The sequence below is a fragment of the Sphingobium sp. CR28 genome, from assembly GCF_052327305.1.
In the GTDB taxonomy this organism is placed as follows: Bacteria; Pseudomonadota; Alphaproteobacteria; order Sphingomonadales; family Sphingomonadaceae; genus Sphingobium.
This window is the reverse complement of sequence record NZ_CP182486.1, coordinates 2253295-2273907: the sequence shown is the minus strand read 5'-3', so window position 1 is coordinate 2273907 and position 20613 is coordinate 2253295. Positions and strand designations below refer to the sequence as shown.

Annotated in this window: 17 protein-coding genes; 7 read left to right on the top strand and 10 right to left on the bottom strand. The window is 63.7% G+C overall.

Features of this window, described 5'->3' with window-relative positions:
* Nucleotides 1–81 precede the first annotated feature (81 nt).
* The 3 genes from ACNAOH_RS10905 to ACNAOH_RS10895 form a co-directional block, all read right to left on the bottom strand.
* On the bottom strand, nucleotides 82–1386 hold the full coding sequence (locus ACNAOH_RS10905; protein ID WP_443970199.1) for an ammonium transporter: 1305 nt from the start codon (nucleotides 1384–1386) through the stop codon (nucleotides 82–84).
* A gap of 14 nt (nucleotides 1387–1400) precedes the next feature.
* Nucleotides 1401–1739, bottom strand: coding sequence for a P-II family nitrogen regulator (locus ACNAOH_RS10900; RefSeq protein ID WP_443970198.1), 339 nt, complete (start codon nucleotides 1737–1739; stop codon nucleotides 1401–1403).
* A gap of 181 nt (nucleotides 1740–1920) precedes the next feature.
* A complete protein-coding gene (locus ACNAOH_RS10895) occupies nucleotides 1921–2808 on the bottom strand; it encodes a prephenate dehydratase (protein WP_443970197.1) in 888 nt (295 codons plus the stop codon).
* Between the two features lie 163 nt (nucleotides 2809–2971).
* Between ACNAOH_RS10895 and ACNAOH_RS10890 the strand changes: the two genes are divergently transcribed.
* Nucleotides 2972–3592 (top strand): c-type cytochrome, encoded by a 621-nt coding sequence (locus tag ACNAOH_RS10890; protein WP_443970196.1) that lies wholly within the window; start codon nucleotides 2972–2974, stop codon nucleotides 3590–3592.
* A 119-nt stretch (nucleotides 3593–3711) separates the two neighbouring features.
* Here the strand turns inward: ACNAOH_RS10890 and ACNAOH_RS10885 are convergent, their stop codons facing one another.
* Both ACNAOH_RS10885 and ACNAOH_RS10880 read right to left on the bottom strand, forming a co-directional pair.
* Nucleotides 3712–4593, bottom strand: a complete 882-nt coding sequence (locus ACNAOH_RS10885) for an LOG family protein (RefSeq protein WP_443970195.1) — start codon at nucleotides 4591–4593, stop codon at nucleotides 3712–3714.
* Nucleotides 4594–4647: 54 nt separating this feature from the next.
* Nucleotides 4648–5307, bottom strand: a complete 660-nt coding sequence (locus tag ACNAOH_RS10880) for an extensin family protein (RefSeq protein ID WP_443970194.1) — start codon at nucleotides 5305–5307, stop codon at nucleotides 4648–4650.
* Nucleotides 5308–5476: 169 nt separating this feature from the next.
* Here ACNAOH_RS10880 and ACNAOH_RS10875 point away from each other — a divergent pair, with 169 nt between their 5' ends.
* Nucleotides 5477–6205, top strand: coding sequence for an extensin-like domain-containing protein (locus tag ACNAOH_RS10875; protein ID WP_443970193.1), 729 nt, complete (start codon nucleotides 5477–5479; stop codon nucleotides 6203–6205).
* A gap of 31 nt (nucleotides 6206–6236) precedes the next feature.
* Here ACNAOH_RS10875 and ACNAOH_RS10870 read toward each other — a convergent pair whose 3' ends face one another.
* Nucleotides 6237–6875, bottom strand: a complete 639-nt coding sequence (locus ACNAOH_RS10870) for a DUF4328 domain-containing protein (protein WP_443970192.1) — start codon at nucleotides 6873–6875, stop codon at nucleotides 6237–6239.
* Nucleotides 6876–7060: 185 nt separating this feature from the next.
* On the opposite strand from ACNAOH_RS10870, the gene ACNAOH_RS10865 reads away from it, so the two are divergent.
* Nucleotides 7061–8206, top strand: a complete 1146-nt coding sequence (locus ACNAOH_RS10865) for a phosphoserine transaminase (protein WP_443970191.1) — start codon at nucleotides 7061–7063, stop codon at nucleotides 8204–8206.
* A 104-nt stretch (nucleotides 8207–8310) separates the two neighbouring features.
* A complete protein-coding gene (serA, locus tag ACNAOH_RS10860) occupies nucleotides 8311–9888 on the top strand; it encodes a phosphoglycerate dehydrogenase (RefSeq protein WP_443970190.1) in 1578 nt (525 codons plus the stop codon).
* Between the two features lie 83 nt (nucleotides 9889–9971).
* Here the strand turns inward: serA and ACNAOH_RS10855 are convergent, their stop codons facing one another.
* On the bottom strand, nucleotides 9972–11447 hold the full coding sequence (locus ACNAOH_RS10855; protein WP_443970189.1) for a phospholipase D-like domain-containing protein: 1476 nt from the start codon (nucleotides 11445–11447) through the stop codon (nucleotides 9972–9974).
* Between the two features lie 173 nt (nucleotides 11448–11620).
* Between ACNAOH_RS10855 and ACNAOH_RS10850 the strand changes: the two genes are divergently transcribed.
* Entirely contained in the window at nucleotides 11621–12763 is a 1143-nt protein-coding gene (locus ACNAOH_RS10850; RefSeq protein WP_443970188.1) for an ATP phosphoribosyltransferase regulatory subunit, read from the top strand.
* 144 nt (nucleotides 12764–12907) lie between these two features.
* On the opposite strand, the gene ACNAOH_RS10845 is transcribed toward ACNAOH_RS10850, so the two are convergent.
* Complete coding sequence (locus ACNAOH_RS10845; protein ID WP_443970187.1) at nucleotides 12908–15808, bottom strand: TonB-dependent receptor plug domain-containing protein; 2901 nt, start codon at nucleotides 15806–15808, stop codon at nucleotides 12908–12910.
* A gap of 484 nt (nucleotides 15809–16292) precedes the next feature.
* Here ACNAOH_RS10845 and ACNAOH_RS10840 point away from each other — a divergent pair, with 484 nt between their 5' ends.
* A complete protein-coding gene (locus ACNAOH_RS10840) occupies nucleotides 16293–16820 on the top strand; it encodes a hypothetical protein (protein ID WP_443970186.1) in 528 nt (175 codons plus the stop codon).
* A gap of 18 nt (nucleotides 16821–16838) precedes the next feature.
* On the opposite strand, the gene ACNAOH_RS10835 is transcribed toward ACNAOH_RS10840, so the two are convergent.
* Both ACNAOH_RS10835 and xseA read right to left on the bottom strand, forming a co-directional pair.
* Complete coding sequence (locus tag ACNAOH_RS10835) at nucleotides 16839–17819, bottom strand: M23 family metallopeptidase (protein ID WP_443970185.1); 981 nt, start codon at nucleotides 17817–17819, stop codon at nucleotides 16839–16841.
* A 21-nt stretch (nucleotides 17820–17840) separates the two neighbouring features.
* Nucleotides 17841–19304, bottom strand: a complete 1464-nt coding sequence (gene xseA / locus ACNAOH_RS10830) for an exodeoxyribonuclease VII large subunit (RefSeq protein WP_443970184.1) — start codon at nucleotides 19302–19304, stop codon at nucleotides 17841–17843.
* Between xseA and purD the strand changes: the two genes are divergently transcribed.
* On the top strand, nucleotides 19303–20586 hold the full coding sequence (purD, locus tag ACNAOH_RS10825) for a phosphoribosylamine--glycine ligase (protein ID WP_443970183.1): 1284 nt from the start codon (nucleotides 19303–19305) through the stop codon (nucleotides 20584–20586). The genes xseA and purD overlap by 2 nt on opposite strands.
* Nucleotides 20587–20613 lie beyond the last annotated feature (27 nt).

Here is a 20613-nt window from a genome sequence, read left to right as displayed (position 1 = left end):
ATCTTTCGACACCGGCCCAGGACTGTTCGCAGGAGGAACATCGGGAGGCGGGGCGGCGACTTAGGCCGCCCCGTCCTGATCTCAGTTGTAGGCGCGCTCGCCGTGCTCGCCGAGGTCGAGGCCTTCCTGCTCGACTTCGGGGGTGACACGGAGGCCCGTGATCGCCTTGGCGACGAAGATGGCGACGAGCGTGCCGACGGTGGACAACACGATCGTGGTCACAACCGCCTGGACCTGAATGATCGTCTGCGCCGCCATGGTCACGGAGCCATCGCCCGGGCCGCCGAGCGACGGATCGTGCAGGATGCCGGTTCCGATCGCGCCGACGATGCCGCCTACGCCGTGGATGCCAAAGGCATCGAGCGAGTCGTCATAGCCAAGCGCAGGCTTGAGCTTGGTGACCGCGAAGACGCAGATGATCGAGGCGATCGCGCCGAGTACCACTGCGCCGAAGACGCCGACGTTGCCGGCAGCCGGGGTCACCGCAACAAGACCCGCGATAAGACCCGAGCAGAAGCCGAGCGCGGACCCCTTGTGACCCAGAACACGCTCGGTCAGCATCCAGAACAGACCCGCCGACGCCGTGGCGACGAAGGTATTGATCATGGCGAGCGACGCACCGCCATTGGCAGCCAGCGCCGAACCGGCGTTGAAGCCGAACCAGCCGACCCAGAGCAGGCCAGTGCCCACGAAGGTCAGGGTGAGGCTGTGCGGCGGCATGGGCTCGCTGGGATAACCCTTGCGCTTGCCGAGGACGATGGCGGCCACCAGCGCGGAAACGCCCGCATTGATGTGAACGACCGTACCGCCGGCATAATCGAGTGCGCCCATGTCGAAGAACAGGCCGCCTGCGGCCCAGACCATGTGCGCGATCGGGAAGTAAACGATCGTGAGCCAGACGATGGCGAACACCATCACGGCGGAGAACTTGATGCGCTCGACAGTGCCGCCCAGGACCAGAGCCACGGTAATCGCGGCAAAGGTCATCTGGAAGCAGGCGAACACGAATTCCGGCAACGTGCCCGAGACGGAGTCCGACGTTACGCCAGCCATGAACAGCTTGCCAAAGCCACCGATGAAGGCATTGCCACCCTCGCCAAAGGCCATGGTGTAGCCCCACATGACCCACACCAGCATAGCAAGCGCCGCAACGGCACCGATTTGCGTCATGGTGGAGAGCATGTTCTTGGAGCGGGTGAGGCCACCGTAGAACAGCGCGAGACCGGGGAGGATCATCGCGAGAACGAGGACCGTCGAAGTCATCATCCAGGCCGTATCGCCCGAGTTGATCGTCGGCGTCGCCGTTGCGGCAAAGGCCGGCGCGGCAGTGAGCAACGAGAGGCCCAGAGCCCCCGCCGCACCACAGAATTTCCGTGTAAGCGTCATGTTTTGCCCCTTTCTCACAGCGCGGTCTCGCCGGTCTCGCCAGTGCGGATGCGCACGGCCTGACCGACGTCGAGGACGAAAATCTTGCCGTCGCCGATGGCGCCGCTGTTTGCGGCCTGCTGGATGCCCTCGACAACGCGGGACGCCAGGCCGTCATCGCAGACGATCTCGATTTTGATCTTCGGAACCATGTTGGTGGTGTATTCCGCGCCGCGATAGATCTCGGTCTGGCCTTTCTGCCGCCCGAAACCCTTCACCTCGCTGACTGTCATGCCGGCGATCCCGAGCCCGGAGAGCGCTTCACGCACCTCGTCGAGCTTGAACGGCTTGATGATTGCCATGATGAGTTTCATGTCGCCCCCTGTTTGGTGTGCGGAGGACACTCAGCAAGGACCGTGCCAGTTTATTACCGAAGGGTTACCGCGAGTCTTTCGCGATGAGCGCGCATAAGGGCGCCGCATTTTTAAGCAGCACACGCCACATGCTCAAATTTTAGGCAGAGATGCAGCGGGTCTGGCACCCACTTCCGTAGCGTCAGGTGCGGGGGCGAGCCTGCGGATAGCTGCCCAGCAGCCGCACCCATTTGCTGTGATAGGCCAGCTCATCGAGCGCGCGGTCGACTGCGAGATCGCCCGGCATTCCCTCGATATCTGCGAAGAACTCGGTCGCGGCGAATGTCGCGCCGCGCTGATAGCTCTCCAGCTTCGTCATGTTGACGCCGTTGGTCGCGAAGCCGCCCATCGCCTTATAGAGTGCGGCGGGCACGTTCTTCACCTCGAAGAGCAGGCTGGTCATCACCTGAACGCCGGGAGGAGGCACCGCCGCCTCACGAGCAAGGACAACGAAGCGAGTCATGTTGTCGCCGCTGTCCTCGATATTTTCTGCGTGGAGGTGCAGGTCATAAAGCTCGGCCGCCAGCCGTGGCGCGATCGCCGCCGCGCCCGGCTCGCGCACCTCTGCCACCAGCGCGGCTGCGCCCGCCGTATCGGCATAGGAGATCGGCCGAATGTTCCGCGCGCGGAGATAGTGCCGGCATTGGCCCAGCGCCTGGACATGGCTCAGCGCAGTGGCGACAGGCCCTTCGTCCGCGCTCATCAGACAGTGGCGGATGCGCAGAAAATATTCGTCGACGATATTGAGCCCGGACTCGGGCAGCAGAAAATGCATGTCCGCCACGCGGCCGTGCAGCGAATTTTCGATGGGAATGATCGCCCGTCCGGCAACCCCGTCGCGCACGGCGTCGATCGCATCCTCGAAGCTGAAGCAGGGCAGCGGCAGCGCGTCCGGAGCATAATCCAGCGCGGCGAGGTGGGAGTTGGCGCCAGGCGCACCCTGATAGGCCAGAGCACGCTCGGGAGCGAGCGCGGCAGCCTCCGCCATCTCAGCAACCAGACGACGCGCGGGAAGAGGATAGTTCTCCATCGGGCGGCAGCGATTAGGGGCAAGTGAGCAATCACGCAAGCAAATGGCCAACTGCATGGCTTGCGCCCATGGCCACCAGCCATTAATGGAGCCGGCAAAAGGGGCTTGAAGCCGGTGGTGCGCTGCGCCATGGAACGGCCGATAATGAGGGAAGACAAGGCGGATGAGCGATCGTTTCAATACCACTGCCGGATGGGCGCTCTTTGCCGGAATCATCGCCCTGGGCGGCGGTATCGTCAGCTCCAAGCTTACCCATGGCGAACGTCCTGAGAAAATGGGTTATGAAATCGAGGGCGTGGAAGCCGAGGGCGAAGGCGCCGCGGCCGGCCCCGGTCTCAACACGCTGCTTGCCAGCGCGGACGTCGCAGCGGGTGAAAAGGTTTTCGCCAAGTGCGCGGCGTGCCACACCATCAATCAGGGCGGCGCGAACGGCATCGGCCCCAATCTGTACGCCACCGTCGGCGAGGAAATCGGCCACGGCAAGGGCGGGTTCGCCTTCTCAGAGGCGCTCAAAACGAAGGGCGGCACCTGGACGTTCGAGAATCTTGACCCGTGGCTCGCCAGCCCGCGCACTTTCGCACCCGGTACCAAGATGAGCTTCGCTGGCCTCGGCAATCCGGTCGATCGCGCCAATCTCATTGCCTATCTGAACGCGCAGGGCTCCAACCTGCCGCTCCCGGCGGCGGATGCAGCGCCGGCCGCAGTTGACAATGCAGCAGCGCCTGCCGGCGAGAACGCCGCCGAGGGCAATGCTGCGGCGCCTGCGGACAACGCTGCCGAGTAAGACATCCGGCGTTCGCCGAATTCAATTACTCATCGGAATGAAAGCCGGACGCGATTGCGATCCGGCTTTCGTCATTTGAAGGGTACGGCACGCTGGCCGCTCCAGTTTGTGGGATGGCGTTAGCGCCCTTCGCCTGGTCCACCCGCGTCGTAGAAACGACGCACCACGCTCCAAGCTTCGTCCGCTGTCTCGACCCATGAAATAAGATCGAGATCAGCCGGGCCAATCACGCCTTCCTCCGCCAATGCCTCGAAATCGACGACCCGCGTCCAGAAATCCCGTCCGAAAAGCAGGACGGGAATGCGCTTCATCTTGCCGGTCTGGATGAGCGTCAGCAGCTCGAAAAACTCGTCGAATGTGCCGAATCCACCGGGAAACACAGCCAGAGCCCGCGCCCGCAGCGTGAAATGCATCTTGCGCAGCGCGAAATAGTGGAACTGGAAGGAGAGTTCTGGGGTCACATAGGGGTTGGGTGCCTGCTCATGCGGCAGGGTGATGTTAAGGCCGATCGAACTCTGATCGACGTCGCTCGCCCCGCGATTGGCCGCTTCCATGATCGAGGGACCGCCACCGGAGCAGACGACGAAGTGCCGCTTGCCATCTGCATCGACCGGATAGGCCGCCGCGATGCGGGCGAGCGCGCGCGCCTCCTCATAATATTTCGATTTCTCGGCCAGTCGCTTGGCGACGCGCTGGTCCCAATCCGTGCGCGCCAGCGCCACACGTTCCTGCGCGGCTGCGGGCGCCGGGATACGCGCGGAACCGTAGAAAACGAATGTGGACGCGATCTTCGCCTCGTCCAGCAGCAACTCGGGCTTCAGCAACTCAAGTTGGAAACGGATGGGACGGAGATCATCACGCAGAAGGAATTCATTGTCCTGAAAAGCGAGCTTATAGGCCTCGCTCTGGGTCTGCGGTGTCCCGACATTGCGGCAGGCATCCTGCGCTTCCTGCTTGGCGGGGCGGAATTTGCGTTCGGCGACAGTTTTGCGATTGGTCATTAGGTCAGCGCTAGACCAATTCAGTTGCAAATAAAACAACGCGGAGCGGCGCTATCAGCGACAGAAGCCGCCCCTGCCGCCATTATCGAAATGAAGATGGTCCCGGTGCGCGGCATTGTAATCCGGGCTCAGCACTGTCCGAAACCGCTTGCAGGCGCTCTCGCGCAGCCGCTTGAGAAATTGCGATCCCGCCCCGCCGTCGTTCCAGTTGTCGAGCACGCTGATCCGACGCCCGTCCGCCAGCACGATCGCCGCCACGTCCACGGCGTTGGCGTGCGCGTGTTCGCTGAGCTTGCCGCTGCTGCCGGTGCCACGCACATTGCGGCAGGCATAAGTGCCGAAGGTCTCGATACGAACTGCTTCGCTCCCCAGATAAAGGCGCGCGGCGGGCTGCACGGCATAGCGCGCCCAGGCAGCAAAACTGCCTGCGAGCGGACAGGTCATCGCCCCCAGGCTGGTCGTGGGCACACCAATGTCGAGCAGTTTGACCGCGTCGATGATCGTGCAGCCGCCGCCTCTCTGTTCGACAGGGAGGGGCTGGAAGCGCACTCCCGCGCGGGAAAGGTCGGCAGCGCACTGGCGGTAGGCCGGGCTGGTTGGCATCGTCTTGGGAACGGGACGCGGGGCCGCGCTCACGCGTGTCGGACGCCGCTCGGGTCCGGCGCATGCGGCGAGCAGACTGGCCAATGCCAGCGCTGCCAGCATTCCTGACATTCGCGATCGATCCGGTCGGTTCATCGCCACGACCATGAACGCAACGAAGGGACACGCCATGAACCACAAGCCCGTGGCGCGACAGACCGAGTCACTTTCGCGCCGAATCGAATCCCGCCGCGTCATCGAGAGTCGGGAACATCGCCACGCCTGATACGTCCATCGGGATATGCGGACTCTTCACCGAACCCTCCGGCTGATCGTCATTCTGAGCATTATCGCCGTCGTTGCCTTGCTCGTCTACGGATATAGCCGGCGCAATCCCCAAGACATGCCATGGACGCCCCTCGATCTCGATCAGCCGATCGGCCTGTTCACGGGGCGCAAACTCACTGGCCTCACCGCCGATGCGCCAAGATGCCGGATGCTCCTCGAAAAGGCAGGCGCGCGCTTCACGGCGCTCCCGCCACGACAGGATGGCCAGTGCGGCTATGAAGATGGTGTGCGACTGCTCAAGGGGCCGGTCATGCCAGTGGACTGGCGGCCCGGCGGCCTGGGCGTCTCCTGCCCGGTCGCGGCGGCGCTACTCGTGTGGGAGCGCGACATCGTGCAGCCGGCGGCGCGCAGGCATCTCGGCACCTCGGTCACTGCCATCGATCACTTCGGGAGCTATAGCTGCCGCCGGCTCTACGGGCGGAGTGAAGGCGACTGGTCCGAACATGCGACAGCCGATGCCGTCGACATCGCAGGCTTCCGACTCGCCGATGGCACGCGCATGTCCGTGAAGACCGATTGGCCGCGAGACGATGCCCGCGCCGCTTTCCTGCGCGAGGTGCGCGACGGCGCCTGCAGGCTGTTCGCGACGGTGCTTTCTCCCGACTACAACCCCGCCCATGCCGACCATTTCCACCTCGATCAGGCCGAACGCGGCGCAACCGGATGGAGGGCGTGCCGATAGCTCTCCTCAAATCATTTGAGGGACGGCGAAGCTACGTCAGCGGCAGCGTCTCCACCGGCGCATCCGCATCTGGGGCTATAAGGTTATGCTGCTGATATGCGGTTACGGTACGTATCAGCCAGGCGAGAGTGGCCACTGCAATCATTTCAGGAAAAAACCCGACGATATTGATGATCGCCACACGTCGGAATTCCTCCAGAGTTTCGGCACGCATCGACAGGCGGAAAGAGATGTTGCCAAGAACGCCTGAGATAAGAAACGCACCCCACCAGATGCGCATGAAAAGCGGAATCTCGACGCTCGACGGCGCATGTGGATCGGCGCTGACCTGATAGGTCTGGGCGATGCCCCGGAAGGGCATGAGTAAATTTGCGAAGGGAACGAAGAAATAGCCCACGTTCCAGCGTGGCGATATAGTCATGACGCCTTCCTGGTCGAAGGTCTGCGCATTCCTGTTTACCCTGACGATCCACATGCAGACCGCCACTGCCGAGGCCAGATACCCCAGGGTCAAAAAAATGGCCGTGATCCCGTTGAAAGAGTCCGCTGCTTCCAGGTCGGAAATGTCTGCGGCGTTGGCCAGAAAGCGGTCTATGACAGTCACCATATGGACTTCGCTGGCTGTAAACAGCACGTCGCAGACGAAGAACAGTGCCAGAATTAGAGTCACGATCCGAGCCATTCGGCGCGGGTCACGGTAGTCTTGGTCCATATGCATACCCCCGTTCGAATCATGCTTCGAACAAGGTGACGAGTCCAGCCAATCCGCTTGACTCTCCCAACCATATCTCTAGGGCGGCCAGCGGGCCACGCGGTCCCAACGCCGCGCGTGCTCTCTGCGAGGAGAAGCATTACATGACTGAGGTTACCAAGCCGGGCGTGAAGCCCGTGCGTCCCCAATTCTCGTCCGGCCCATGCGCCAAGCCTCCCGGCTACAGCCCCGAAAAGCTGGCCACCGAGGTTCTCGGACGCTCCCACCGCTCCAAGCTCGGCAAGACTCGCCTCGCCTATTGCATCGACCTGATGCGCGAGTTGCTGAACCTGCCCGAGACCCACCGCATCGGCATCGTCCCCGGCTCAGACACCGGCGCTTTCGAGATGGCGATGTGGACGATGCTGGGCGCCCGCCCCGTCACGACGCTCGCATGGGAGAGCTTCGGCGAAGGCTGGGTGACGGACGCCGTCAAGCAGCTCAAGCTCGACCCCACGATCGTTCGCGCCGACTATGGCCAGCTGCCCGATCTCACTCAGGTCGATTTTGCCAGCGACGTGCTCTTCACCTGGAACGGCACGACCTCCGGCGTGCGCGTACCCAATGCCGACTGGATCCCCGCCGACCGTGAAGGCCTGACCTTCGCGGACGCGACCAGCGCCGTTTTCGCCTATGACATCGACTGGTCGAAGATCGACGTCGCCACCTTCTCCTGGCAGAAGGTGCTGGGCGGCGAAGGTGGCCATGGCGTGCTGATCCTTGGCCCCCGCGCTGTCGAGCGGCTGGAGAGCTACACGCCGGCCTGGCCGCTGCCCAAGGTCTTCCGCCTGATCGCCAAGGGCAAGCTCGCCGAGGGTGTGTTCAAGGGCGAGACGATCAATACGCCGTCCATGCTCGCGGTCGAGGATGCGATCTTCGCGCTCGAATGGGGCAAGTCGATCGGCGGCGCAGCCGGCCTCATCAAGCGCTCGGATGCAAATGCCGCCGCGCTGGACAAGATCGTGGAAGAGCGCGACTGGCTGGGCCATCTCGCGGCCGATCCTGCCTCACGCTCCAGGACCAGCGTGTGCCTGACAGTCGAGGGTGCCGATGAAGCCTTCATCAAGAAGATGGCGTCCCTGCTCGAAGCAGAGCACGCGGCCTATGACATTGCGGGCTATCGCGATGCTCCGGCGGGCCTTCGCATCTGGTGCGGCGCAACCGTCGACACGACGGATGTCATCGCGCTCGGCCCGTGGCTCGACTGGGCCTATGCCGAGACCAAGGCCACGCTCGCGACCGCCGCTTAAAACTTGCGTCACCCCGGCCTTGAGCCGGGGTCCAGCTTCCCTTTTATTTCCCCGCAACAAGTGGGATCCCGGGTCAGGCCCGGGATGACGAAGGAACTTAATCCATGCCCAAGGTACTTATTTCCGACAAGATGGACCCGCAGGCCGCGCAGATCTTCCGCGATCGCGGTGTCGAGGTGGACGAGATCACCGGCAAGACCCCGGAAGAGCTCAAGGCCATCATCGGCCAGTATGACGGCCTTGCGATCCGCTCCTCGACCAAGGTGACGAAGGAGATCATAGACGCGGCCACCAATCTCAAGGTGATCGGCCGTGCCGGCATCGGCGTCGACAATGTCGATATTCCTTACGCTTCGGCGAAGGGCATCGTGGTGATGAACACGCCGTTCGGCAACTCGATCACTACGGCGGAGCACGCCATCGCGCTCATGTTCGCCCTCGCCCGCCAGCTGCCGGAGGCCGACGCCTCCACGCAGGCCGGCAAGTGGGAGAAGAACCGCTTCATGGGCGTCGAGGTCACCGGCAAGACGCTGGGCCTGATCGGGGCTGGCAATATTGGCTCGATCGTCGCCAGCCGCGCGCTGGGCCTCAAGATGAAGGTCGTCGCGTTCGATCCCTTCCTCACTGAGGAGCGCGCGATCGAGATGGGCGTCGAGAAGGCTACGCTCGAGGAGCTGCTTGCCAAGGCTGACTTCATCACGCTGCACACCCCGCTGACGGACCAGACGCGCAACATCCTCTCGGCTGAGAACCTGGCCAAGACCAAGAAGGGCGTGCGCATCATCAATTGCGCGCGTGGCGGCCTGATCGACGAGGCTGCGCTCAAGGAAGGACTGGACTCCGGCCATATCGGTGGCGCCGCGCTCGACGTGTTCGTGACCGAGCCCGCCAAGGAAAGCCCGCTCTTCGGCACGCCGAACTTCATCTCGACGCCGCATCTTGGCGCATCGACGAGCGAAGCGCAGGTCAATGTGGCACTACAGGTCGCAGAGCAGCTCTCCGACTATCTGATGACCGGCGGCGTCACCAACGCGCTCAACATGCCGAGCCTGTCCGCCGAGGAAGCGCCCCGCCTCAAGCCCTATATGGCGCTTGCCGAGAAGCTGGGCAGCATGGTCGGCCAGCTTTCCAGCGGCGTCATTCCGCGCATCTCCATTCATTCGGAAGGCGCGGCCGCAGAGCTGAACCAGAAGCCGATCATCTCGGCGGTGCTCGCAGGCTTCCTGCGGACGCAGACCGACACGGTGAACATGGTCAACGCCCCGTTCCTCGCCAAGGAGCGCGGCATCGAGGTGCGCGAGATCAAGACTGAGCGCGAGGGCGACTATCACACGCTCGTGCGGGTTTCGGTCAAGACCCAGCAAGGCGAGCGGTCGGTCGTGGGGACGCTGTTCGGTAACTCCGCGCCGCGTCTCGTCGAGCTGTTCGGCATCAAGGTCGAGGCCGATCTCGATGGCAACATGCTCTACATCGTCAACGAGGACACCCCGGGCTTCATTGGCCGGCTCGGGTCCACGCTGGGCGAAGCGGGCATCAATATCGGCACCTTCCACCTTGGCCGTCGTGCGGCTGGCGAGGAAGCCGTGCTACTGCTCTCCGTGGACTCGCCTATCCCGGACGCAGTGCAGAAGCAGCTTGCCAGCCTGCCCGGCGTCAAGACCGTGATGGGTCTGCATTTCTGATCTGTGAAGACGACCGGCGCTGACGATGGTCGGCGCCGGTCTTTCGTTCCGCGGCTGAGAGTTGGACGGAGCGCGTCGCCGCTTTACTTGCCCGCCCGCCAAAGGCCGAACCGGCGGAACAGACCGCGTCGGTCTGGAGCCTCGAACATCTCGTCCGGCCCTTCCGGGTCAAGAATCTGGTTGTCGGCGAGCCATGCTTCCACTGACGATAAATTTGGGACTTTATAAGGCATCAGCGTCCGGCGACGTTTCCGGGCGTTGCGTCGACCTGTAAATCGCAGGGTCTCGATCGTCTCGATCAGTGAGCCGGATCGTGCGAGCGCTGCTTCCACCTTGTCCACATCGGCGCCGATATGCTCCGCGATCAGATCGTTGCGGATTCTTGCGATTGTCTCGGCGCAGTCGGCATTGCCTTGCGCCTCGCAGTCGATCGCGACGTCGCATTCGGTGTCGAGGCGCAGCGACCGATTGTTGAGATTGGAAGAACCGACACGCAGGATCGCATCGTCCACGATGAAGATCTTCGCGTGGACATAGATCGCTTCGCGATCTCGCGTATAGGGATGGTAGATCTTCAGTCGGCCATGTGTGTCCCGCTGGCGCAGAGCCTGGACGATCCGCGCGCGGGCAGTGTCCATGGCCAGAGGCTCCAGCCAGCCCCACGCGGACTCGGGCGTGACGATCACGATTTCCGGGCCGTCCGGCTCGTCCAGTCGACGAGCAATCGCCTCGGCTATCCGGCGCGAGGCGAAATACTGGCTTTCCGCGTAGATCCATTTCTTCGCGCGGGCGATCTGCTCCAGATAGAGCGCCTCTATCTCCGTCACCTCGCGCTGGTCGTCCATGCGCGGCGCAGTGCGGGAGATGGTCACTTCCACATCGGTGAACTGAACCGGCAGATCGTCCGGCCAGCAATCATGCTTGCCGCGCAAACCCTCGATCTGCTCGCCGGTCGCGCGCTTCCATCGATCGCGCGCATGTTTGCCGAGCGCTGCGGCCACCGGCCCCTGAAGCGCTGTCGTGGCGTCGTGCCACGGCGCGGACGGCGCGCCGCCAGGACGAATGCGATAGGGCTCGTCATCGGCATGATCGCGCGTATCCCAGCGGTCGCCGGTCATGTCGATGCCACCGCAAAAGGCGAATGCATCATCGATCACCACGATCTTCTGGTGGTGCGAAGCCGCGGGCGGATGGTGCTTGTCGAGCCGCACCTGAATCCGCGGATGCATCATCCATTTGGCGACGGTGAAGATGGTCTTGCCGCGAAAGAGCGAAGTGAACGCACCCAGATCCCACCGCAGCAGATAGACTTCGAGATCGGGATTGCGCTCCACCAGCCAGTAAACGAGATCGCCGATCGTGGCCGGGGCGTCGATCTCTTCCTTCTCAAGCTGGTCGCCGCGCACCAGCGCGATACGCGCGTCGAAATCCCAGCCGATCAGCATGATGCGCCGTCGCGCCTTGAGCATCGCATCCCGCGCGAAACGGAAATAATCCTCTGCGTCGACGATGACGCTTGCCTTGTCCGCGCGGGCTGAGCGCCAGAAGGTGGCGCTCATGTCAGGACCGGTGTCGGGCAGAGGCAGGACTGGCGGGCAAGGGAGCGATCGGGTCATGAAGCACGGGTCAGGTTTAGCTGTTTCGGCATGGGACGCAATCACCGGCACCCTCGATATGGCGCATTCCCAAAATCCCCCTCGCGCTCGCGCGGTTATGCGCTAAAGCGCGAGCCATGAGCGACGCGATCACGCCCGGCCTGTTGCCCGAGGGGCTTTCCGACCGTCTGCCGCCCCAGGCGGAAGCGAGCGCACGGCTGGTGCGCGACGTGCTGGATACCGTGGCGGGCCATGGCTACGCCCGCGTCATGCCCGCGCTCGCCGAGTTCGAGGACACGCTGACCGAGCGGCTGAAGCTTACGCCGCCGGAGGATCTGGTCCGCGCACTCGATCCTGCGTCCGGCCGCACGCTGGCGCTCCGCCCGGACATGACAGCGCAGATCGGGCGTATCGCCGCGACCCGCCTCGCCAACGCGCCCCGCCCGCTGCGCCTTTGCTATGGTGGGCCGGTGCTACGTCTGCGGGCCGATCAACTTCACCCCGAGCGGGAGCGAATGCAGGTCGGCGCCGAGATCATCGGCACGCAGAATGTCCGGGCAGCAGTCGAGATCGTCAATGTCGCTATCGAGGCGCTGCAGCGCGCGGGCATTGCCGGCATCACGATCGACTTCACGCTCCCTGATCTCGTCACGACGCTCGCAGCGGGGCCGATCCCGGTGACGGCCGAAGAGGTCGACGCCTTGCGTGACCGGCTCGATGCCAAGGATGCCGGCGCGGTCGCGGCGCTTGGCTCGGCGGCGCAGCCTTATCTCGCGCTGATCGAGGCGACTGGCCCGTTCCACGCCGCGATGGAGCGGCTCGAAGCGTTCAACGACGGGCCGGCTGGCGGCGCGCTCTCGGGGCGGATCGCGGCCCTGCGAGAGATTGCAAAGCCGATCGGCTGGGATCTGACCCTCACGCTCGACCCGACCGAGCGCCACGGCTTCGACTATCAGAACTGGCTCGGTTTCTCGATCTTCGCGGACGGCTTCGTCGGAGAGATCGGGCGGGGCGGCACCTATGATGTCGTCCGGCCAGATGGCACCAGCGAGCCGGCCATCGGTTTCTCGCTCTACGTCGATCCGCTGGTCGATGCGGGATTCGCCGTGCCAGAGCGCAAGCGCTGCTTCCTGCCCGTTGGGCATGATCTGGAGCGGGCCGCCGAACTCCGGGCGCAGGGCTGGATTACCGTCGCCGCACTGGATGCGGCTGATGAGGCCAGCACGCTGGGATGCGGCTATGTGCTCGGCGCTATGGGTGAGCCCGAGCAACTGGGCTGAGCAAGGCTGCGGCCAACCAGCGTAGCGTGATTTTGGCCCGCAGCCGGCAAAGATTTTGCGAACTTGTCTAAGCCACCATCACGCGAAAAGGCGGCGAACCTTTCGATCCGCCGCCTCTCCATCTCTGCATCCTGAACGTTCAGATCAGAACTTCAGGCGCGCCGTCAGCATGAATGTGCGACCAAGCACGTCATAGGTGGTCGGGAAGGTGTTGCCGTTGTTGAACGCCGTGCCACCGGCGCCCGAACCGACGATCGGCGGATTCTTGTCGAGCAGGTTGGACACGAGCAAGCTCAGGTCCAGATTGTCGCTGACTTCCGCGCCGACGTTGAGGTCGACATAGTTGTAGGCCGGGATCGATTCATAGGCATCGAACACCGTGTTGGGGTTCGGGCCATTCGGGGTCGTCTGACCAGCAACGGCGCCGGGCGTGAACGGCTCGATGTCGACACCGCTGATGTGACGCCACAGGACCGAAGCACGGAACGGACCGGTGGTATAGGTGGTCCGCAGGTTCCACTTATATTCCGGACGCGGATTCGTGCAGTTCGGGCTGTAGTAGCCGGTGCAATCCCGGTTAACCGCCAACGGGTTGGCCTGGAAGTGGTAATGATCCAGCCAGGTTCCGTTGAAGCCGAAGCTCAGTGCACCGTTGCCGACCGGCACGCGGTAGTTGACGCCGAGGTCGATACCGGACGTATCGATCGTGCCCAGGTTGGAGAAGCCCAGGATCACGCCCGCCGTTTCGCCTGCACCATTGAGGCTGCCGTTGATCGGGTTACGGCCGATCAGCTGACAGAAGCTGTTGTAGCTCTGGCTCGGGTTCAGCGCCGTGCTGTAGCAGCCGTTCAGGATATCGCCCTGCACCGGTTGCGTGATCGCGTTCGTCACGCGGATGTCGAAATAATCGACGGTGATTGACAGACGCGGCACGAAGCTCGGCTGGAAGACCGCACCCAGCGTGATTGTGCGCGCACGCTCCACGTCGAGATTGGGGTTACCCTGGCTCGTCGCGTTGATCTGGTTGGCAGATGGCGACGGGATCGATCCAATCACACCGGCAGGTGCGCCAGTCGCGACGCAAAGTGCTGCGAGACCTGCATTGGCGGTCGGAGCGGCACCCTGACAGGGATCCGTCGCCAAGCTCGACAGCCCCGTGACCGGTGAGCGGAACAGCTCGTCGATATTGGGCGAGCGCACCGCGCGCTGATACATGCCACGGAACTTGAAGCCCTGGAACGGCTCCCAGCTGCCGCCGGCCTTCCACGTCGTGCTGGTGCCCGTCGTGGTATAGTCGGAGTAGCGAATGCCGCCTTCGACCGTCAGGTTGTAGAAGAAGGGCTTGTCCTCGATCAGCGGCACGATCAGTTCGCCGAAGATTTCCTTCACGCTGTACTGACCAACATCCTGCGGAACGCGGGCACCGGTGCCGAGCACTTCACTCTGGATGCGCGCCGCACCGTCCGGGTTCGCTTCCGCTTTCAGGCTGCGATATTCCGCACCGATCGAGAAGGCGATCGGGTTGTCGGCCAGCGGACTGGCAATACCGAACAGGTCACCCGAAATGGCGCCAGTCACGACGCGCTGCTGCACCGTGCGACGGATGTAGCTGTCGAGATCGAAGAAGCCGATCATCGCAGGCGTGATGCTGCCGGCGGGGCCAAACAGGTTGAGCGGAACGCACCCATTGGACGGGTCAGCGCAGGTGGTGGTGTTGAACGCACGCAGGGCCTGCTGGACACGGGAGTAGGAACCCCAGTTCTCGCGGGTCTGGTTCTGATTGGTTTCGCCGAACTGTGCCGACACGTCGAACTTGATCGTCTCGGTGATGTTGCCGCGCAGGCCTGCCTGAATCTGGAACTGCGTGGTGTCGACGCTTTGGAAGCGGGGGCCATATTCCACGAAACGACGCGGAATGGTGACGGCGGCTTCCCGATAGTTGGGATCGTTTACACTCGTCGCAGTCGCGGCTGCGGCACATTGCGCAGGCGTGAGGCCAGTGGTCGGCGTGGTCGATCCCGGAGCGAAGAAGGAAACAGCCGTCGCACCGCAAAGCTGATTGCGCGTCGCCTCGTTCAGATACGGATTGCTGAGCGGCATGCGATAGGGGTTGGTGAACGTGCCTGACGCTGCCGAGAGGATGCTGACCTTCGTGCTGGTGAATGTACCGGTCGAGTAGAGCTCGATATTGTCGGTCACTTCATAGCGCGCCGAGCTGTAGATGTTGTAGCGCTCGAGCGGCGTCTGATAGAGATTGTCCGGGTTGAAGTTGAACAGGTCGTTCTGACCCGCAGCGCGGAAACGGCCGAGCGTAACGTCATAGACTGAGCCGTTGATCGGATCCTGGTCCGCGCCGAGACCTGCACCAAGCAGGAAGCTGGGGACTGCGGTTTGTGAACCCTGCGGCTGGCCGTTCACGGTGCTGAGCGCCGCTTCGCCATAGGGGCGCTTGTTCTGGTTGAGCGCCGATGACTTGGTGTAGCCAAAGGCCAGCACCGCGTTGCCGCGACCGTCATCGAATGACGCACCGGTGACGAGATCGGCCTGATAGGCTGCGGCGTCACCACGACCCGTGATGCGATAGCTGCCCGAAAGATCGATGCCGGTGAAGTCGCGCTTCGTCACGAAGTTGACGACACCCGCGACCGCATCCGCGCCGTAAACCGAAGACGCGCCACCGGTAACGACATCGACACGCTCGACGAGCGCGACGGGGATGGTGTTGAGGTCGGTGATGCCATCAAGGCCGAACGGCACGAGCCGGCGGCCGTCGAGCAGGACCAGCGTGCGGTTGGGGCCAATGCCGCGCAGATCGATCGAAGCGCTACCGTCGCTGCCGTTGTTGACGCCCGGACCGAGGTTCGGACGAGCCGAAGGCAGGTCACGCAGCAGCTCTTCGGCCGTGGTGGGCGAACGCAGCGTGATTTCCTCGCTGCCCAGCACGCGAACCGGGCTGGCGACCTCAAGATCGGGGCGTGCGATGCGCGAGCCGGTGACGATGATGGAATCACCGGCTTCTTCGGCCGGGTCCTGTGCGTTCGCCATGTTGGAAGTCAGCGCAATCGCCATGATTGCGGAAGCGGTCGCAAATCGGAGCGACGTCTTTGTCGAGAATGTTTTCACAGATCCAGTCCCTTGCTCTGGAGTGATGAACGGCGACGATTGTCTCGTCACCCGAACGCGCAAGGGCGGTACGCGGCACGCTGTACACCCCCGCCGTGCTGCGGTGCAAACTGCGCGGGCGTCACATTTGTGTAAAGGATATGAGAGACGAGAATCGTGTTTTGCGAAGTATTTGCGACATTTATGCCACATGAACAGGGCGATTTTATAAGCAATACGTAACGTAATATATAACTTTGTTTCCTAGAATTTCACGTGGACACATGATCTACTCACGTAATCCGGAAAAGTTTGCATCTTTGTTTTATTGTTACAGTTTGTTTCCGTATTACTACAGAGTATTGCTTTACATCAACTGTTGGTTATCAACGCATAGTTCGATCCAATTCTCCCGGAAGAGCAAAAAATGGGTTACAGATTAGCCATCCCTGTTGTGATGCTCGCGGCGGCAGCATCGAGCTTACCCGCAGCGGCTGCAAACGCGCTGCCGCCTGCATTCAGTCGGCTCATCGATTGCCGCGCGCTCGCCGACAAGGAAGAGAGGCTTGCCTGCTATGACACGCAGGTCGCAGCGCTGGCTGAGGCTGCGGCGAAGACGGACATTGTCATTCTCGATCGAGAGTCGACGCAAAAAACGCGTCGATCCCTTTTCGGACTGAATATCTGGGCGCTGCCCCTTCTCGGCGGCGGCAATAAGGATGAGCAGGCCAACCAACTCACGGACATCGAAGCGACACTCGGGTCAGCGCGAGCGTTGGATCAGGGCAAATGGGCCTTCGTGCTTGAGGATGGCGCGCAATGGGTATCGACCGAGCCAGTCATTGGCCGCGACCCCAAAGCCGGTGAGACGATCACGATCCGCCGTGCGGCAATGGGTAGCTTCATCGCCAAGATAGCGAGCGGTCGCGCCTTTCGCGTGCGACGCATCAACTGACAGATCGCTCGACGCGCTTCACCGGGGCGGCAGCAGAGGCAGAGGATCGATCCGGGCCGCGTTCCACTTCATGCTCCAGTGCAGATGAGGGCCGCTCACGCGCCCGGTCGCGCCGATAATCCCCAGCGGCTGGCCCTGCCGCACCACATCCCCCGCCTTCACCAGCAATTGCTCCGAATGAAGGAACGCGCTGTTCAGCCCCATGCCGTGGTCGATCATCAGCAGATTTCCCTCTAGCGTGAAGGGCGTCATGACCGCCAATGTCACTACCCCATCTGCCGGCGCCACATAGACGGTCCCCGCGCCTCCCGCGATATCAAGGCCGCTATGATAGCTGCCCGGCTGACCGCGATAAACGCGCTGGGAGCCGAAAACCCCGGAGATGCGGCCGCTGACCGGCCAGATGAAGCGCTGCCGCCAGCCGTCGCTCTGGTTCGCCTTCGCGCGCGCCGCCGCGATCTGCTCGAGTTCGCCCGCCCGCCGCGCCTGGAATTCCTCGCTTGTCGCCGCGCCACCAGTGGGATTGGCATTTACGCGCTCGATACGCCATTCGCCGGGCGCCACGCTGAGCGTCCGCCGCGCCGTATGGCCATCCGCGAAACGCAGCTCCAGGTCCGCTTTCTCGCCCGCGTCTCGGTCAAAGGCGATGATGAAGCGCCCTTCGCCGTCATAGGCCACGTCTTCACCGTCGAGCGTCAGCGTCCGGGCACCGCGCGGCAACCGGCCGAGCAGCACGCCACCCTGACGAGGCACGCCGGTCAATTCCAGCGCCTCGGGCCGCCCGGCATCCGCACTGTCGAGGGCGCCAGGTGGACTTGCCTCAACGGCGGGAGTGGTGGGGCGGCTGGGGTGCGGGATCGTCGGCGCTGTCGCCGGAACACAGGCAGCGGGAAGAAACAGGACGACGAGCGCCGCGCGCGGGCAGCGGGCGAGAGGTCGAAAGCGCCGGATCATCGCAGCAGAATGGTCAAGTCCGGCCCCTCTCGCAAGACGACGCATCGCGGAAATGAAACGGCTCGATCAGCCGAAAAGATCGTGCTGCCCGCCGCCGGACTGGTCGGGCTTCGCAGACCGAGGCGCGCGGGGCGGCGGAGCGCCATCCACCGTCGCAGGCACGGAGCCATCCTCGAATGACAGCATCACCCGCCCCGCCGCCCTCGCTGCTGCGCTGGAACGAAGCAGCCCGCCCTCCGGCCCGGTCACGAGCGCGAACCCCAGCCGCATCGGCCGGGTCGGGTCAAGCGACTGGGCAACTCTGCTCAGCGCGGTGAGGCGATCGGACGCATCCTTGAAGCGACGTTCCAGCAACACAGGCGTCAGGCGCACGACCTCAAGCTGATGACGCGCCCGCTCTTGCCGTCGATGCAGAAGCGCCGGCCGCAGCGCGCCGCCTGCATCCGCCAGATCGCGCCTGGCATGAGCCACGCGAAGCGACAGTCCGCGCCGCAGGCGTTCGCCCAGATCATCGACACGCTGGCGCTGAGGTTCGAGCAGCGTTTCCGGCCGGGGCAGCAGACGTCGCTGCACCTCCAGCCGTTCGCGCGCGAGATCGAGCCGGCGGTGAACGCAACGCTGGGTCCGCGCGCCCAGTTCGGCCAGACCGGCAAGCAGCTCCACACGCACAGGCACGGCCATTTCAGCGGCGGCGGTGGGCGTGGGAGCGCGCAGGTCCGCCGCAAAGTCACACAAAGTCGTGTCAGTCTCGTGGCCCACGGCGGAAATGACCGGAATGGGCGAGGCCGCAACGGCGCGTACCACAGCTTCCTCGTTGAAAGCCCACAGATCCTCAATCGATCCGCCACCCCGCGCCACGATGATGAGATCGGGTCTTGGCACGGCGGCGCCAGGAGCCAGCGCACCGAAGCCGCGCACCGCTGCCGCGACCTGCGCAGCTGCGCCCTCCCCCTGCACAAGCACGGGCCAGACGAGAACACGCGAAGGGCAGCGATCAGCAAGGCGGTGGAGAATATCCCGGATCACCGCGCCGGTTGGGGACGTGACCACGCCGATAACCCTCGGCAACAGCGGAATAGGCCGTCGCTTCGCCGGATCGAAGAGCCCCTCGGCGGCAAGCTGCGCCTTCAGCCGTTCGAAAAGCTGCATGAGCGCGCCTTCACCGGCCAGCTCCATTGTCTCGATGACGATCTGATATTTCGAGCGGCCCGGATAGGTCGTGACCTTGCCCGAGACGACCACCTCTATCCCGTCCTGCGGCGCGAAGGCAAGGCGCTGCGCCCCCCCCTTCCACATCACGCCGTCGATCACCGCGTTTTCATCCTTGAGAGCCAGATAGACATGGCCCGAGGCGGCACGCTTGAAGCCGGAAATCTCCCCGCGCAGCCGAACATGGCCGAAGCGGTCTTCCACCATGCGCTTTAACATGCCGGAAATCTCGGTGATGGAGAGCGGCGCGAGATTGTCCCCTTCCGGGCTCTGCGCTAGCAGGCGGCCGGACGCATCGAACCGGGCGGGAGTCTCGACCATGAATATCCTTTTGCTGGGCAGCGGAGGCCGTGAACATGCCCTCGCGTGGAAGCTCGCGCAATCACCGCGCTGCGACGCGCTTTATGCCGCGCCGGGCAATCCGGGCATAGCCGCCCATGCGACGCTGGTCGATATCGATGCGCGCAATCGTGACGCGGTCATCCAGTTTTGCCGCAGTAAGGCCATAGGTCTGGTCGTCATCGGCCCGGAAGCGCCTCTGGTCGATGGTCTGGCCGATTCGCTGCGCTCCGCCGGCTTCGCCGTGTTCGGGCCGTCTGCTGCCGCCGCGCAGCTTGAAGGCTCGAAGGGTTACACCAAAGACCTGTGTGTCGAAGCGAATATCCCGACCGCCGGTTTCCTGCGTTGCACCAGTGCCGCGCAGGCGCTCTCTGCCCTGCCCGGCTTCGGCCTTCCCGTCGTCATCAAGGCGGACGGTCTGGCAGCGGGTAAGGGTGTCGTCATTGCCGAAACGGATGCAGAGGCGCGCGCCGCCATCGAAGACATGTTCGGCGGCGGATTTGGCGCGGCAGGCGCGGAGGTTGTCCTCGAACAATTCCTCACGGGCGAGGAGGCCAGTTTCTTCGCGCTGACGGACGGGGTGAGTGTCGTTCCCTTCGGCTCAGCGCAGGATCATAAGCGCGTGGGCGAAGGCGACACTGGGCCGAACACCGGCGGCATGGGCGCCTATAGCCCGGCGCCGGTCCTCACGCCGGAGTTGGAAGAAGAAGCGATGGCGCGCATCGTTCGGCCGACCGTGAACGCCATGGCCGCACGGGGCACGCCTTATTCCGGCGTCCTCTACGCGGGCCTGATGCTGACGGCGGACGGGCCGCAGCTCATCGAATATAATTGCCGCTTCGGTGATCCGGAATGTCAGGTGCTGATGATGCGGCTGGAGGACGATCTGGTCGATCTGCTGGAAGCCGTCGCCACCGGCAAGCTGGCCGGGCGCACGCCGCCCCGCCTCGCGCCGGAGACCGCGCTGACCGTCGTGATGGCGGCGAAAGGCTATCCGGGCAAAGTGGAGCCGGGGGCGCCTATCACCTTGCCGGAAACAGACAATGTGCCGGGCGCGATGATTTTCCATGCCGGCACCGCGCTACGCGATGGCGCGCTCGTCGCATCGGGCGGCCGCGTGCTCAACGTGACCGCGACCGGCCCGACGATCGGCGCGGCGCGAGACGAAGCCTATGCCCTGCTGGACCGGGTCGATTTCGATGGCGGTTTCTGCCGCCGTGACATCGGCTGGCGCGAGATCGCGCGGGCCGATCCGCAAACATAGCGCGCCGCAGTCCCGAAACGAAACGCG